The sequence below is a fragment of the Pseudomonas sp. genome (genome assembly GCF_048269965.1).
GTDB lineage: Bacteria > Pseudomonadota > Gammaproteobacteria > Pseudomonadales > Pseudomonadaceae > Aquipseudomonas.
In genome coordinates this window covers 146029-161908 of the sequence record NZ_JBLWTV010000007.1, presented here as the reverse complement: position 1 = coordinate 161908, position 15880 = coordinate 146029, and the positions used below count along the sequence as shown (strand labels likewise).

Below are 15880 nucleotides of genomic sequence, written 5' to 3'. Positions count from 1 at the left end.
GGCGGGCGCCATCTCTATTGCGGTTACCGGCGAAATTGCCCCGCTGCCGTGGGAGGGGCTTTAGCCGCGAGCTTTGCGCCCCGTCTGTAGCGCCCGGTGCTTCGCTGCGGCGGACTGTTCGCTGCGCTCCTGAGTCCGCCCTACGAACGCCCCTAGCCGGACGAAATCCGGCCGTGAAACGCGGTTATTCCAGGCCCAGGGCCTCGGCCACTGCGCGCCAGGGCAGGTACTTGTAGTTCTGCCGGCCTTCGGGCATGCGCTTGCGGCCGTCCTGCACCACCAGCATCCCCTGGCTCCAGGGGCCACCGAGGTTGGCCGAGGTCACCTCCAGGCCATCGGTCTCCGACACACCGTCGATGCCGCGCTCTGCATCCAGACCGATACGGAAGGCGCCGCGCACCGCATAGGGCGCCTGGCCGTCGAGCACCACGTAGCTGTCGTTGCCCTGACTGGAGATCACTAGGTAGTCGCGCTGCTCGCCCTGGTAAAAGGCCAAACCCTCGATATCGGCGTGCACCACATCGCCGACGCTGATCACCTGCTGCAGCTCGGCCGCTGCCTCGGCGCGAGCATCGAGAGCCCACACCGCGACGTCCTCCTCGCCGACGAACAGGCGCTGATTACGGTCATCGGCGACGCAGCCTTCCGGCTGGCTGGCGACCTTGAACTGGCGCGCCAGCGTGGCCTGCACACGGCCGCTGGAACCGTCCAGGCGGTACTGCAGGAAGGTGCCGTCCTTGTCGTTGGCTATGGCATGGACGGCGCCATCGGGCTCCTGGAACAGGCACAAGCCGTAGATATCGGTCAGGGTGGTCGGCGCCTGGCCAAGATCGCTGAGCTCGCCACTGGCGCGGTCGATGGCGAAGAACTGCAGGGCGTTGTTGTCGCGATGGCTGGCTACGGCCAGGTCCACCGTGGCACTGCCGAGGCGAAAGCCCGGGCGCAGGTCGACGTTGTTGACGCGGCCAACACGCAGGTCCTGCAACTGCTTGCCCTGCAGGTCGTAGACCAGCAGGCCGCCCTGCTTGTCGGTGCCCAGCACACGACTGCGGCTCGGCTCATCCGGGTGCAGCCAGATCGCCGGGTCGTCGGCGGCGTCGCCCAGGCTTGGTACCTCGTCGGTCTGAACCAGCGACGTCAGCACCGGTAGCGCTCTGATCGGCGCCAGTGGCTCCGGCAGCCAGTCGAGCTGAGCACGGTGCAGGCCACGGTCGTCGCCGATCAGCAATTGCAGGCCACCCTCGACCATCCGCGCACCGAGGCGCTCCGGCTCATCCAGCCCGGTCAGCGGCAGCGGCGTCTCGGCGCGCCAGCCTTTGTCCTGGCGACTGTAGCGGTGCAGCACGCCGGCCTCGGGGTCGAGGGCAAGCACGCCAGCGGGAATCACGGCCATGCTGCCCATGGCCTCGGCGATATCACCGAACGGCTGACGCAGGCCCACCGGCTGCCGGATCAGGTCGGCCTCGGCGTGGGCGGCGTAGGCCCACAAGCCGACGTTTTCCTCGTTGACGTAGAGCAGCTCGGCAGCATCATCCACGCGACAATGCTCGCTGGCCGGCGGCAGGCTCAGGCGCCGCACCAGGCGCGGCTCGGCCAGCGGCTGCAGGGCCTGGGCCACCAGCCACTGTTCGCCCATGCCCTCTTCGCCGACCAGGAACAGGAACTGGTTGTCGGCCTCGTCGCGCGACAGGCACAGGCCGTCCACCTTGAAGCTGGCGCGCGGCAGATACACCGGCGCGCCCCAGCGCCGCTCGGCACCGCGCAGCGCCACCAGCACGGGCTGCTGACGGTCGATGTCGACACTGGCCAGCAGCAGGCCCTCGGCATCGACGCGCTGATCCAGGGCGCCGAAGCGACCGGGCAGATGAGCCAGTTGGGCGCCCTGTTCATCGAGCAGGTAGAGGCCCTGCTTCTCGCTGCTGAGCAGGTAGCGCGCACCCGGCCAGAACGTGGTGTCGGTCAGCAGTTGCAGGTCTTCGACGGCAATCTCGGTGGCAGGCTGCCAGGCCTGTGGTGCCAGAGGCGCAGCCTCGTTCGCAGTGGGCTGGGCCTGGACGGCCCGCGCCTGTGGCTCACAACCAGCGAGGAGCAGGACACTGGCGAGTAGAGCGAGAGCCAGGGGCGAAGGGGTAAAAACACGGTTCATTACAGGGGCGATCCTTGTACGGGTCGCCCTGCGCTGCCCGGCGGGTGCGCAGGGCAGAGATTTTAGAAGTGGGTAAAGGTCAGGCCGAGCTTGTAGGTCGGGCCGTATTCCTCGTACTGGGCGTTGTAGCGACGGTTGCCGGTATAGAGGTAATAAGACTCGTCCGTGATGTTCTGCGCCTCGAACTTGAGCTGCAGGTTGTCGCTGAGGAAGTACCCGGCGCTGAAATCGACGAACAGCTGAGCATCGGCATAGAGGTCATGGGCCTTGTCGTCCACCGCCGCCACCTCCGCCAGGTACCTGGATTTGTAGTTGGCCGCCAGGCGCAGGCTGAGCTTGTCGTTCTCCCAGCCCAGGGTCAGGTTGCCGACCTGGTCGGACTGGTTCGGCAGGTCGATGCTGCGCTGGCTGCCCTGGCCTTCGATGCGCGCATCGGAACGGCTGAAGGTGGCGTTGGCGCCCAGCAGCAGGCCGTTCCAGGGTGCCGGCAGCCACTCGAACTTCTGCGAGTAGGCCAGCTCGATGCCGTAGAGTTTGGCGCTGGTGCCGTTGGCGAAGGTATTGGCCTCGCTGAAATCGGCCCAGGCGCCGCTGCCGGCCAGGTCCGTGGCATAGACGAAATTGTCGATATCCTTGTAGAAGGCGAAGGCCGAGACTACCCCGGCGCGGCCCAGATAGCGCTCGATACCGAGGTCGAAGTTGCTCGACTCCAGCGGCTTGAGGTTGGGGTTGCCGAAACTGGCCTCGTCACCGTCAATGACGAAGCCTGGCGCCAGCTGGCCGAAGGTCGGGCGCACCACCGAGTTGGTCCAGGCGGCGCGGATCTGCGTGCTGGCATCGAGCTGATAGCGTGCGTGCAAGCCCGGCAGCCAGTGGTCGTAGCGCTTGCGGCTGGTGATCGCCTCGTAGGCATCGTCGCGTAGGCCGGTGCCCTTGGCCTCGAACTCGGTGCCCTCGTAGCGCATGCCGGCGATAAAGCGCCAGTCGTCGATATCGACGCTGTTCATCAGGTAGGCGGCGTTGATGTCCTCGCGCATCGAGAAGTCGTTGATGCGCGATTCTTCCTCGTCATAGAAGTCGGCCTTGTTCAGCCCGGCGAGCAGACGCTCGATGGCCTTGGCGCTGATGCCCGGGCCGAAGCGGCCGAGACCGTAGTCGACCTCGCCCTTGACGAACTGGCCGAGGTTGAGCTGCTCGTCCGTCAGGCCGAAGTCGCCCAGATCCTCGTAGACCCAGGCCTCCAGGTCATTGTCCTTCTTGCGCCGGCTGAGCTTGCCACCGAACTTGGCCTGCGCCGCATAGCCACTCAGCTCGTAGTCGCGGGCCAGGTCGAGCTTGATGTTCTTCTCGGTGTCAGTGGTCTTCTGCTTCTCCCACGCCACTTCGTCGAGGGTGAAGTTGGCCGGGTCGTAGAACTCCGAACCGATGTTCAGACTGGGCTTGCGCGTGCCGCCGAAGCCGACATCGGCAAAGTCGTCGTTGCCCTCGAAGGTGGCGCCGGCGATGCCTTCCGGGGTCTTCTCGCTGGCCTTGCTGTAACCGAGCTGGCCACTGACCGTCCACAGGTCCAGGCTGCGCTCGCCGCCGAACACGTAGGACTGGATCTGCTGGGTTTCCTCGCGGCTTTTCAGCTCACGCCAGCCTTCGGCCTCGCCGGTCTCGCCAGGCAACTGCGCGTCTGCGAACCCGACGCCGGCGGCGTTGCGCGTTTCCGTGTCCTTGAAGCGGCTGTAGAGGGTACGCAGGTAGTAACTGGAGGCGTCGTCCGGCTTGTAGTCGAAGTTCAAGCCGAAGCCAGTGCGCTCGCGGCGGATGTCGTAGGCGCGCTGTTCCAGCTCTTCGAGCCGCGCCCCGTCGCTGAAGTCCCAGGCACCGCCGGTCTCCACGTTGTCCGAAGCGAAATCGCGTTTTTGCCAGCTCAGCGCCGCGGCCACACCGAAGTTGTCGATACCGTCGCCGAGACTGAAGCGCTCGCTAATGGCGCCGGAGAATTTCGGGCTGGTCTGGCTGCTGTTGTCGTCATGGCTGGCCTCGCCGCTGAGGGTGTAGAACAGGCCGTCGTGGTCGAAGGCCGACAGGCTTTCCACCTGCACGGTGCCGCCGAGGGAGTTGGCGTCCAAGTCCGGGGTCAGGGTCTTGACCACCGACAGTGACTGCACCAGCTCGGACGGCAACACGTCGAGGGCCACCGCGCGGCGGTCGCTCTCCGGCGAGGGCACCAGGGTGCCATTGATGGTCACGCTGTTGAGGTCCGGGCCGATGCCGCGCACGCTGACGAAGCGGCCCTCGCCCTGGTCGCGCTCCACCGACAGGCCGGGAATACGCTGCAACGCCTCGGCGGCGTTGTCGTCCGGCAACTGGCCGATGCCGTCGGCATGCACCACGCTGGTGACGCTGTCGGAGCGGCGCTGATCCTGCAACGCCTCGTCGATGCTAGCGGCCTGGCCGACCACCTCGACGTGTTCGAGCAGCAGCGGCTCCTCGGCCAGGGCGACACTGCTGGCGGCGATGGCCAACGCCAGGGTGCTGATACGAAAGCCCGCATGGCGGGTCCTGCTGTGACCTAGGCGCATGGCCTGCTCTCCCCAAGAGTGGAATCCACCGGCACGGGGCCGGCTCGCTGGAGGCGCAAGCTAGGCGCGGCGAATGACGCTTCTGTGACAGCCCTGGAGCGAACAGCGCGAATACCCGGGTTTTAACGGCACGATCGGTGGCAGATGAGCCGAAATGACCTGATGCGGCGCGCCTCGACAGCGGGCTGCCTGCTCGTGGCGAGTGGAGCGTAGCGACTGAACGGCGGTGGGGTTGGTGCGCGCGGCGCTCCCTGCGGCCGTGCGCAGCAAAAAATCGTGCAACTGCCCTGAGCCGAATCGACCTCCCCGGCTGCAACCAAAGTGTCATGGGCGTCTGTTCTGCTGCCGCCATCGAAGCCCGCGGAGCACCGCCGATGCCACCCCTGCTGAAACTGCATGCCTGGAAACTCGCCGGCCTGTTGCTGCTGGCCAACCTCGGCCTGCTCGCTCACCTGATCGCCGGCCATATCAAACCCGGCAGCGAATGGAACTGGACCGATATCCTCGGCGAAGGTGGCTCGGCGCTGCTGGTGCTGCTGTGGATCGGCCTGTTGCTGAAAAGCCGCCCGGCCGGGCGGGTCACCAACCTGCTGTTCTACGGCCTGGCCTGCCTGTTCTTCTCGCTGTGGATGGACTCGGTGGACGAGTTCGTGCAACTGCCAGCCAGCGTCAACTGGGACAAGTGGCTGGAGTCCGGGCCGATGCCGGTAGGCTTCATCCTCATGACCCTGGGCATCTACCACTGGCACCGCGAACAGTTGGCGATCAGCGCGCAGATGGAAAAGCGCGAGCGGCTGTTCCGTGAACACCGCCTGTTCGACAAGCTCACCCCACTGGGCGGCGCCGAGTACCTGCGCCTGCAAGTGCAGCAGGCGCTGCAGCAGAGCCGCGCCGAAGGCCAGCCGCTGGCCCTGGCGATCCTCGACCTGGATGGCTTCGGCCGCTTCAACCGCGAGCACGGCCACGCCGAGGGCGATCGGGTGCTGCAGAGCCTGACTCAGTTGCTGCTGCTCAACCTGCGCCGCCAGGACCTGCTCTGCCGCCTGGCCGGCGACCGTTTCGTCGCGTTGCTGCCAGGCACCGGCGCGCAACAGGCGCAACAGATCGCCAGTGAGCTGCAGGACGCCGTGCACCATCTTGCCTACCGTAGCAGCCGCAACGGCGAGCGCCTGCAGCTGTCGGCCAGCGTGGCCAGCGTGCTGGCGCAGGACGAGGACGGTGACAACCTGCTCAAACGCCTCAACCTGGCCCTGGCACGGACCAGGCAAGCGCCCGCCATCAAACGGGCCTGAGGAAGACGCCATGGCCATCAAGGGCAGTTGGTACGAACGCGACAGCCGCTTCATCGCCGCCCACCACCAACCAGCGTTGCTGCTCGATCTGGCTCTGGCTCGCGAGCTGGACAGCCATCGCCTGCTGCGCGGCAGCGGCCTGTTCCACGAAGACATTCTCAGCGGTCAGGCGCGCATCAGCCCACAGCAGTTCCTGCAACTGATCGACAACGCGCGGCGCCTGCTGGACGCCGACGACAGCAGCTTCCTGTTCGGCCAGCGCCTGCTGCCTGGCCACTACGGCGCCGCCAGCCAGGCCCTGCAGCAAGCCGGAAACCTGCAACAGGCGCTGGAGTTGCTGACACGTCTGCGCGCCCTGCTCAGCCCGCTGCTGGCGCCGCGCCTGCTGCTCGACGAACAGCGCATCTACGTCGTCTGGCTGGATGCCTGCGGCTGCGGCGAGCAACGCCGCTTTCTGCTGGAGGCGAGCATGACCGCCCTGGCCTCCTGCAGCCGCTGGCTGGCTGGCGAACGCCTGCCCTGGCAGTTCGAATTCGCTCACGAGCAGCCACGCTATATCGAACAGTATTGGGTGCACCTGGGAGAGGACGTGGCGTTCGCACGCCAGGTGGACATGATGAGCCTGCCGCGTGAATACCTGGCCCGCCCCTGGTCAGGCGCCTCGCTCACCGCCGGACAGGTGGCCGAGCAGCAGAGTCTGGCGCAACTGGAGGCGCTGGGATTCTCCGCCAGCCTGCTCGATCGCCTTTACGATCACCTGCACGAGCAGATTCGCGAGACGCCTAATCTGGACAAGGTGGCGCACACCTTCGCCATGAGCCCGGCCACTCTCAAGCGCAAGCTGGGCAAGCACGACAGCCACTTTCAGGAGCAACTCGATCTGGTGCGCAAGCACGTCGCGCTGTACCTGTACCGGGTCAAGGGCTACAGCAATGACGAAGTGGCCGCCTACCTGCAGTTCCACGACAGCACCAACTTCCGCCGCTCGTTCAAACGCTGGACCGGTCTGTCACCCAGTGCGCTGCGTCAGTTGCTGGGTTGATGGCGCGCACCCTGTCGGGGAGATTCGGAGGGGATCGAACGGGGATGGGCGAACGCCCAAAAAAGAAAACCCCGCGTTCGCGGGGCCTTGCAGACTGTAGTCCTGACATCCTTGATCTGCTCACCATCCTGGCGGCTGTCCAGCGTGTCCTTGTTCGTCTAGGCGCTTCCTGCGCTGAATCCATGTGCGACAGAGTACGCGCGTACCTGATCGACCGACAGTGGCGAAAATCGTGACATCGTGTAAGCCATGGCTTACACCGATCAGCCCTCCGTCAGCCGCCTGACGTTGCCCTGGCCAGCCCAGATTGGGAGAAAGCAGTTAGCCATGTTTTTTGTGACGTGCGTCTTGCTAGACTGCAGCTTGTCCTACAAAAACAACAGACTCCGACAACGGCGGTCACGGGGGCTAGAGTATGCGCGCGGTCACCCTGCTTCTCGGTTGCCTGGCAACCTGCATCAGCACCTCCTCTCTGGCCAATGGCCAGACTCAACTGGGCGACGCCAAACAGGCCATCGATCAGGCGTTCTGGCAGGACCTGTACGGTGATGGCGGCACCACGCTCTATTGCGGCCAGACCTTCGCCAGTGAAAGCGGCACCCTGACTGCCAGCCCGATCTACAGCAGCAAGCAGCTCAAGAGCGCGATGCGCTGCGTCACCGACCGCCAATGCACCATCATGAATCCGCGCTATCCGTACATCGCCGCCGACCTGCATAACCACTACCCGGCGCTCAGCCGCGTGGAGCTGGCACGACGCAACGCCCAGTTCGCCGAACTGGCCGACGACGTACCGAGCAAGTTCGCCGACATCGGCTGCGACATGAAAGCCAGCTTCCAGCTGGTGGAGCCGCGTGACGAAGCCAAGGGCAACATCGCCCGGGCGATCTTCTACATGCATGTCGAGTACGACCTGCCCATCGTCGGCCTGGTGCCGATGTACAAGACCTGGCACCGCATGGACCCGCCGGATGCCGAGGAAAAGGCACGCAACGACAAGATCGAGGCCCTGCAGGGCACGCGCAATCGCTTTATCGACGATCCCGCGTTGGTGGATCAACTGATCCGCGATTGACCCTGCTCACTGTGGGAGGGGCTTTAGCCGCGACGAAACCACTGCGGATCGCCGGCAAGCCGGCTCCTACGGTTTGTGGACAGACTACCCTCTGCGCTTGTGCAACGAACGCAGCTTGTAGCGGTCACCCGGATGGATCAGCCGCGCATAGCTGATCAGGTGATCGTCCGACCAGGTGCGGCGGATCACGCTCAGGCAGGGCATGGCCGGGTCGATCTGCAGCAGGGCGGCCGTGCGCGCATCCACCAGCACCGCTTCGACCACATGCTCGACATCCGAGATCGGGCAGCTGGCAACCAGCACTTCGTTGGGCGTGACCCGGGTGAAGTCGCTCTGCAGGTAATGCGGCACCCAGCGCGGGTTGACGAAGCGGTCCTCGAGCTGGATCGGCAGATCGTCCTGCAGGTGCACGAGGATGCTGTGAAACACCTCGCCGCCCAGGCGCAGCCCCAGACGCAGGGCCACTTCGTCATCGGCGGCGATGGCTTCGCAGCGCACCACGGCATTGCTGTAGGCGTGCCCACGGCCGCGCACTTCGCTGGCGATGTTCATCACCTCGTGCAGCGGCGACTCGGCCTTGCGGTCGGTGACGAAGGTGCCAAGCCCGGCCTGACGCACCAGGTAGCCTTTCTGCACCAGATTCTGGATCGCCTTGTTGGCAGTCATGCGGCTGACGGCGAAGTCGCGCGCCAGCTGTTCCTCGGGCGGAATCTGGTGATTGACCGGATAGGCACCGCCGTGAATGCGCTCGAGGAGAAAATCCTCGATGGCCTTGTAGCGCGGGGTGGGACTGGTCACGACTGCTCCTTGGAAATGCCCGGTGCGCGGATGATAGCGGAGCGAACCACTCCGCTCCCAGCGCCGTAGCCCGGATGAAATCCGGGAGCCCCGAAACCAGGACCCCGGATTGCGGCTCAGTCTACCGAAGGCAACATGCCGGCCGGCAGCAGCGGCGTCAGCACGCGCTCGGCGAGCAGTGCATCGGCGGCGGCGATGTCGGGGGCGAAGAAGCGATCCTCGACGTAATACGGCACCTTGGCGCGCAGCGCCTGACGGGCCTGTTCCAACGCGGGGGTGCTTTTGAGCCCTTCACGGAAATCCAGGCCCTGGCAGGCGCCGAGCCATTCCACGGCCAGCACGCCACGGGTGTTGGCGGCCATGTCCCACAGGCGCTTGCCGGCAGCCGGGGCCATGGAAACGTGGTCTTCCTGGTTGGCCGACGTCGGCAGGCTGTCGACGCTGTGCGGGTGGGACAGTGCCTTGTTCTCGCTGGCCAGGGCCGCAGCGGTGACCTGGGCGATCATGAAGCCGGAATTCACGCCGCCATTGGCCACCAGGAACGGCGGCAGTTGCGACATGTGCTTGTCCATCATCAGCGAGACGCGCCGTTCGGACAGCGAGCCAATCTCGGCGATGGCCAGGGCGATATTGTCGGCGGCCATGGCCACCGGCTCGGCGTGGAAGTTGCCACCGGAAATCACCTCACCTTCGGCCGCAAACACCAGCGGGTTGTCCGACACGGCGTTGGCCTCGACGCCGAGCACTTCGGCAGCCTGACGCAGCTGGGTCAGGCAGGCGCCCATGACCTGCGGCTGGCAGCGCAGCGAGTACGGGTCCTGCACCTTGTCGCAGGCAGCGTGGGAGCGGCCGATCTCACTGCTGTCGCCGAGCAGGTGACGGAACGCCGCCGCCGCGTCGATCTGCCCGCGCTGACCACGGGCAGCATGAATGCGTGCATCGAAAGGCGAGCGCGAGCCCAGCAGCGCCTCGACGCTGAGCGCACCGCAGACACTGGCGGCGGCGTACAGGTCTTCGCCCTCGAACAGCCCGCGCAGGGCATACGCCGTGGAAACCTGGGTGCCGTTGAGCAGGGCCAAGCCCTCCTTGGCGGCCAGGGTCATCGGCTCCAGGCCGGCGATGGCCAGCGCCTCGGTGGCCGGCAGCCACTGGCCGTTATGGCGCGCCTGGCTTTCGCCAAGCAGCACCAGCGACATGTGTGCCAGAGGCGCCAGGTCGCCGGATGCCCCCACTGAGCCTTTCAACGGAATGTGCGGGTAGACCTCGGCGTTGACCAGGGCGATCAGCGCGTCGATCACCTGGCGGCGGATGCCGGAGAAACCGCGCGCCAGGCTGTTGATCTTCAGCAGCATGATCAGGCGCACCATGGCATCGTCGAGCGGCTGGCCGATGCCGGCGGCATGCGACAGCACCAACGAGCGCTGGAGTTTTTCCAGGTCGTCGTTGGCGATGCGGGTCGAGGCCAGCAGGCCGAAACCGGTGTTGATGCCGTAGGCGGTGCGGCCCTCGGCGATGATCTGGTTGACGCAGGCGACGCTGGCGTCGATGGCCTTATGGGCGCTGGCGTCCAGGGTCAGGTGCACGGGCGCCTGGTAGGCGGCGCGCAGATCGGCCAGGGTCAGTTGGCCGGGTTTCAGGTTCAGGGTGTTCATGGAATCTCTTTCCTCAGCCGATCATCGGCAGGTTCAGGCCCTGTTCGCGGGCGCAATCGATGGCGATCTGGTAACCGGCGTCGGCGTGACGCATCACTCCGGTGGCCGGGTCGTTGGTCAGCACGCGGGCGATGCGCGCGGCGGCTTCGTCGGTGCCATCGCAAACGATGACCATACCCGAATGCTGGGAGAAGCCCATGCCCACGCCACCACCGTGGTGCAGCGAGACCCAAGTCGCGCCGCTGGCGGTGTTGAGCAGGGCGTTGAGCAGCGGCCAGTCGGACACGGCATCGGAGCCGTCCTGCATCGCTTCGGTCTCGCGGTTGGGGCTCGATACCGAGCCGCTGTCCAGGTGATCGCGGCCGATCACGATAGGCGCGCTCAGCTCGCCCGAACGCACCATCTCGTTGAACGCCAGGCCGAGCTTGGCGCGCTGGCCCAGGCCGACCCAGCAGATGCGCGCCGGCAGACCCTGGAAGGAAATGCGCTCGCGGGCCATGTCCAGCCAGCGGTGCAGGTGGGCGTCATCGGGGATCAGTTCCTTGACCTTGGCGTCGGTCTTGTAGATGTCCTCGGGGTTGCCGGACAGCGCCGCCCAGCGGAACGGGCCGATGCCACGGCAGAACAGCGGGCGGATGTAAGCCGGGACGAAACCGGGGAAGTCGAAGGCATTGCTCACGCCCTCTTCCTTGGCCATCTGGCGGATGTTGTTGCCGTAGTCGAAGGTCGGCACGCCCATCTTCTGGAAGTCGAGCATGGCCTGCACGTGCACGGCCATGGACTGCTTGGCGGCCTTGACCACGCCAGCCGGATCGGTGGCTGCACGATCCTTGTACTCGGCCCAGCTCCAGCCGATCGGCAGGTAGCCATTGAGCGGATCGTGGGCGCTGGTCTGGTCGGTGACCATGTCCGGGCGCACGCCACGGCGTACCAGTTCCGGCAGGATTTCGGCGGCGTTGCCCAGCAGGGCGATGGAGATGGCCTTGCCTTCGCCGGTGTACTTGGCGATGCGCGCCAGGGCGTCGTCGAGGTCAGTAGCCTGTTCGTCGACGTAACGGCTGCGCAGGCGGAAGTCGATGCTGGTCTGCTGGCACTCGATGTTCAGCGAGCAGGCACCAACCAGGGTGGCGGCCAGCGGCTGGGCGCCGCCCATGCCACCGAGGCCGGCGGTCAGCACCCAGCGGCCTTTGAGGTTGCCGGCGTAGTGCTGGCGACCGGCTTCGACGAAGGTTTCGTAGGTGCCCTGGACGATGCCCTGGCTGCCGATGTAGATCCAGCTGCCGGCGGTCATCTGGCCGTACATGGCCAGGCCCTTGGCGTCGAGTTCGTTGAAGTGCTCCCAGCTCGCCCAGTGTGGCACCAGGTTGGAGTTGGCGATCAGCACGCGCGGGGCGTTGCTATGGGTCTTGAACACGCCGACCGGCTTGCCGGATTGCACCAGCAGGGTCTCGTCGTCATTCAGGTTGGTCAGGCTCTCGACGATCTTGTCGTAGCACTCCCAGTTGCGCGCGGCGCGGCCGATGCCGCCGTACACCACCAGCTCCTTGGGGTTCTCGGCGACGTCCGGGTCGAGGTTGTTCATCAGCATGCGCAGCGGCGCTTCGGTCAGCCAGCTCTTGGCGGTGAGCGTATTGCCGCGCGGGGCGCGGATTTCGATATCGCGGAACTTGGTCATGTTGCGGGCTCCTGTGGGAACGGGTCAGTGGTGGGCGGTCAGAGCCAGCCCAGAAATTGTGCGAGGTAGGCCAGCGGGATGGCCAGCAGCAGGCTGAGCAGGGTGCGCTGCAGCCAGATCAGCAGCAGGTGGCCCAGGCTCAGCGGTATTCGCGTGGCCAGCACGCAGGGAATCGAGGCCGAGAGAAACAGCACGCTGCTGACCGAGACGATGGCGGTGACGAACTTCACCAGCACGTCGGCGTCCTTGAGCAGCATCGCCGGCAGGAACATCTCCGCCAGGCCGGCGGAGATGGCGCGCGCCACCTGCATCGGCTCCTCCAGGCCGAACAGCCAGGTCAGCGGGTAGAACAGCACGCCGAGGGCGTCGAACAGCGGGGTGTACTTGGCCGCGAGCAAACCGAGCAGGCCGACGGCGAGAATGCTCGGCAGGATCGCGGCGGTCATGCGCAGGCCATCGACGAAGGTTTCACGCAGGGCCGAGCCCAGCGAGGGGGCGATGCTGGCCTGCTGCATGCCGGCACGCCAGGCGCTGCCCAGGCGACTTTCACCGGGTTGCAGCTGCGCCTCGGGCATGGCCTCGGACGGCAGGCGCGACAGTGGGTAGATGCGCGCGCTGATGGCGGTGACGACGAAGGTCACCGCCATGGCGCCCCAGAAATACAGGTTCCACTGGCCCATCAGCCCCAGGGTCTTGGCGATGATCACCATGAACGGCGCCGACACGGTGGAGAAGCCGGTGGCGATGATCGCTGCCTCACGCACGCTGTAATGACCCTGCTGGTACATGCGGTCGGTGATCAGCAGGCCCACCGAGTAGCTGCCGACGAAGGACGCCACGGCATCGATGGCGGACTTGCCCGGCGTGCGCCAGATCGGCCGCATCACCGGCTGCATCAGCACGCCGATCAGTTCCAGCAGGCCGAAACCGATCAGGAACACCAGCGCCAGCGAACCCAGCGGCACGATCAGGGCCAGGCTGAGCACCAGCTTGTCGAACAGAAACGGCAGCATATCCGGCTGATACAGCGCCTGCGGGCCGAGCTGCAGCAGGTAGGCGCCGCCGATCAGCAGACCGAATACCTTGAGCAGGCTGAATACCCTGTGGGTCATGCTGCGGCGCCAGCTGCCGTCGAGCCAGGGCGCCAGCGCGCCGTAGAGCATGAACAGCAACGCCACGCCGATCACCAGCGGCCGCGCGTGCACCTGCAGGGCGCTGGCGGCGTGGTCGAGGAGGATGGTCGAACGCCCGGCGATCTCGAACGGGACGAAGAACAGCAACAGGCCGATCAGGCTGTAGCCCAGCAAACGCGCCAGGGCCCGCGAACGCGATACGCCGGCGCTCAAAGGCAAGGACTCAGACATGACGCGGCTCCTGGCCGCAGCGGCGGACGGTGGTGAACATCGGGATTTCCTCGTAATTGTTGTTGTGCGAGAAAGCGTCAGGCTCAGAGGCTGAGCAGGTGAATCAGCCGCGCCGCCACCTTGGCGGTACGGTTGTCGATGTCGTACTCCGGATTGATCTCGGCCAGGTCAGCCAGGCGCAGCTTGCCGCTGGCCTTGAGCCGTTCGAGCAGCGGCTCGAGCAGTTCCAGGCGCACGCCACGTGCGGCCGGTGCACTGACGCCCGGCGCCTCGCAGGCCGGCAGCACGTCGATGTCGAGGGTCAGGTAGAGCACGTCGCAACTGGCAGCGAAGGCGTCCAGGTCGGCGCCGATGCTCTCCAGGGTCGATTCACGAATCTCGTGGTCCTCGCGCACCAATACGTTCAGCTCGGCAGCACGGGAAAACAGCGCACGGGTGTTGCTGGCACGGCTGACACCGAGGCAGGCATAGCGGAACGGCCAGCCGCGCGCCGCGCACTGCTCGGCGATCTGTGCGAAGGGCGTGCCGGAGGAATGCACGTGGGCCGGGTCGCGCAGGTCGAAATGGGCATCGAAATTGATGATGCCGATTTTCGGGGCCGGGTTGCCGGACAGGTGCTCGGCCAGCCCCGACCAGCTACCGAAGGCCACCTCATGACCACCGCCGATCACCACGGGCAGGTGGCCGGCATCCAACAGCGCGCAGACGTTGCGACCGAGGCGGGCCTGCGCCGCTTCCAGGTCGCCATCCTCGCAGACGACATCACCGGCATCGTAGGCCGGCGCCTGACGGTGCCAGGCCAGGTTGGCCAGCGCCTTGCGCACGCCCTGCGGTGCAGCGGCAGCACCGACGCGGCCATGGTTGCGGCGCACGCCCTCGTCGCAGGCGAAGCCGAGCAGAGCCAGGCCCGGCTGACTGTCCTCAGTGAGTGCGCGGATGCGCTGGTGCCAGCGTGCGCTGTCGCTTTCCGGGTCGCTACGACCGCTCCAGGCAGCCATCGAATGACGATCAGCGAGCATGAGTAATGGCTCCATTGAACACGCGCTGACGCAGGCGCCCGGCCTGCACCGCGTAGGCCAGTTCGGCCGGTTGCTGGATGTCCCACAGGCACAGGTCCGCCGGGGCGCCGACGGCGATGCGACCCAGCTCCGGCAGGCCGAGGGCGCGAGCGCCATGGGCGGTCATGCCGGCCAGGGCTTCGCGCGGGGTCAGACGGAACAGAGTGCAGGCCAGGTTGGCCATCAGCGTGGGCATGCAGATCGGCGAGGTGCCGGGATTGGCGTCGCTGGCCACGGCCATGGGTACGCCGTATTGGCGCAGCAACTCGATGGGCGGCAACTGGGTTTCGCGCAGCACGTGGAAGGCGCCGGGCAGCAGCACGGCGACGGTGCCGGCCTCGGCCATGGCGCGCACGCCGGCTTCGTCGAGGTACTCGATATGGTCGGCAGACAGCGCACCGTAACGTGCGGCCAGGGCACTGCCACCGAGATTGGAAAGCTGCTCGGCATGCGCCTTGATCGCCAGACCATGGGCCTGGGCCGCCTGGTAGATGCGCTCGCACTGCGTCGGGGAAAAGCCGATGCCCTCGCAGAACACGTCCACCGCATCGGCCAGCCCTTCACGCGCAGCGGCCGGGATCATCGCGTCACAGACCAGGCTCACGTAGTCGTCGGCGCGGCCGGCATATTCCGGCGGCAAGGCATGGGCACCGAGCAGCGTGGTCAGCACGCGCACCGGGCGCAGCTCGCCGAGGCGGCGGGCCACGCGCAGCATCTTCAGTTCGCTGTCGACGCTCAGGCCGTAGCCGGACTTGATCTCCAGCGTGGTCACGCCATCGGCCAACAGCGCATCGAGACGCGGCAGGCTGACGGCAATCAGTTCGTCCTCGCTGGCCGCGCGGGTGGCACGCACACTGCTGAGGATACCGCCGCCGGCACGGGCGATCTCCTCGTAGCTCGCGCCTTCCAGACGCTGCTCGAACTCGCCGGCGCGGTTACCGGCATAGACCAGATGAGTGTGGCAGTCGACCAGACCTGGCGTCATCACGCCGCCGCGCCCGGCTTCCACTGCGCCCTGAGCCTGCGCCTCATCGAAGCTGCGCGACGGCCACAGGCCGGCAATGCGACCGTCCTCGACCAGCACGTTCATTGCCTCGTCAAGTTGCGCCAGGCCATCGAAGACCTGCACATCGCGCCAGAGCTGTTTCGAGGTGGAATGCATCGGCATGGGATTCTCTCTGCTTTATTTGTATATACAATATGAG

11 protein-coding genes are annotated in these 15880 nt (G+C 66.3%); 3 read left to right on the top strand and 8 right to left on the bottom strand.

Translation table 11 applies throughout. The features are described from left to right. Positions 1 to 184: 184 nt before the first annotated feature. Together ACN0X6_RS10725 and ACN0X6_RS10720 are read right to left on the bottom strand one after the other, a co-directional pair. Positions 185 to 2146, bottom strand: a complete 1962-nt coding sequence (locus ACN0X6_RS10725; RefSeq protein ID WP_417703800.1) for a phytase — start codon at positions 2144 to 2146, stop codon at positions 185 to 187. A 62-nt stretch (positions 2147 to 2208) separates the two neighbouring features. Then, a complete protein-coding gene (locus ACN0X6_RS10720) occupies positions 2209 to 4719 on the bottom strand; it encodes a TonB-dependent receptor (RefSeq protein WP_417703798.1) in 2511 nt (836 codons plus the stop codon). A gap of 374 nt (positions 4720 to 5093) precedes the next feature. On the opposite strand from ACN0X6_RS10720, the gene ACN0X6_RS10715 reads away from it, so the two are divergent. The 3 genes from ACN0X6_RS10715 (at position 5094) to ACN0X6_RS10705 (ending at position 8128) form a co-directional block, all read left to right on the top strand. Beyond that, positions 5094 to 6011 (top strand): GGDEF domain-containing protein, encoded by a 918-nt coding sequence (locus ACN0X6_RS10715; protein ID WP_417703797.1) that lies wholly within the window; start codon positions 5094 to 5096, stop codon positions 6009 to 6011. 10 nt (positions 6012 to 6021) lie between these two features. After that, on the top strand, positions 6022 to 7053 hold the full coding sequence (locus ACN0X6_RS10710) for an AraC family transcriptional regulator ligand-binding domain-containing protein (protein ID WP_417703796.1): 1032 nt from the start codon (positions 6022 to 6024) through the stop codon (positions 7051 to 7053). Positions 7054 to 7468: 415 nt separating this feature from the next. Further along, positions 7469 to 8128 (top strand): endonuclease, encoded by a 660-nt coding sequence (locus ACN0X6_RS10705; protein ID WP_417703795.1) that lies wholly within the window; start codon positions 7469 to 7471, stop codon positions 8126 to 8128. Between the two features lie 84 nt (positions 8129 to 8212). On the opposite strand, the gene hutC is transcribed toward ACN0X6_RS10705, so the two are convergent. The 6 genes from hutC to hutI all read right to left on the bottom strand — a co-directional run bounded on the left by hutC (position 8213) and on the right by hutI (position 15843). Then, positions 8213 to 8926, bottom strand: coding sequence for a histidine utilization repressor (gene hutC, locus ACN0X6_RS10700; protein ID WP_417703793.1), 714 nt, complete (start codon positions 8924 to 8926; stop codon positions 8213 to 8215). Between the two features lie 116 nt (positions 8927 to 9042). Next, entirely contained in the window at positions 9043 to 10578 is a 1536-nt protein-coding gene (gene hutH / locus ACN0X6_RS10695) for a histidine ammonia-lyase (protein WP_417703792.1), read from the bottom strand. A 13-nt stretch (positions 10579 to 10591) separates the two neighbouring features. Continuing rightward, positions 10592 to 12253, bottom strand: coding sequence for a urocanate hydratase (gene hutU / locus ACN0X6_RS10690; protein WP_417703790.1), 1662 nt, complete (start codon positions 12251 to 12253; stop codon positions 10592 to 10594). A 38-nt stretch (positions 12254 to 12291) separates the two neighbouring features. After that, positions 12292 to 13617 carry a YjiH family protein gene (locus tag ACN0X6_RS10685; RefSeq protein ID WP_417703789.1) on the bottom strand — a complete coding sequence of 442 codons (1326 nt, stop codon included), beginning with the start codon at positions 13615 to 13617 and terminating at the stop codon, positions 12292 to 12294. A gap of 83 nt (positions 13618 to 13700) precedes the next feature. Beyond that, positions 13701 to 14636 carry a formimidoylglutamase gene (gene hutG / locus ACN0X6_RS10680; protein WP_417703787.1) on the bottom strand — a complete coding sequence of 312 codons (936 nt, stop codon included), beginning with the start codon at positions 14634 to 14636 and terminating at the stop codon, positions 13701 to 13703. Continuing rightward, positions 14626 to 15843 (bottom strand): imidazolonepropionase, encoded by a 1218-nt coding sequence (gene hutI / locus ACN0X6_RS10675; RefSeq protein WP_417703785.1) that lies wholly within the window; start codon positions 15841 to 15843, stop codon positions 14626 to 14628. Before hutI ends, hutG begins: the two co-directional genes overlap by 11 nt. Positions 15844 to 15880 lie beyond the last annotated feature (37 nt).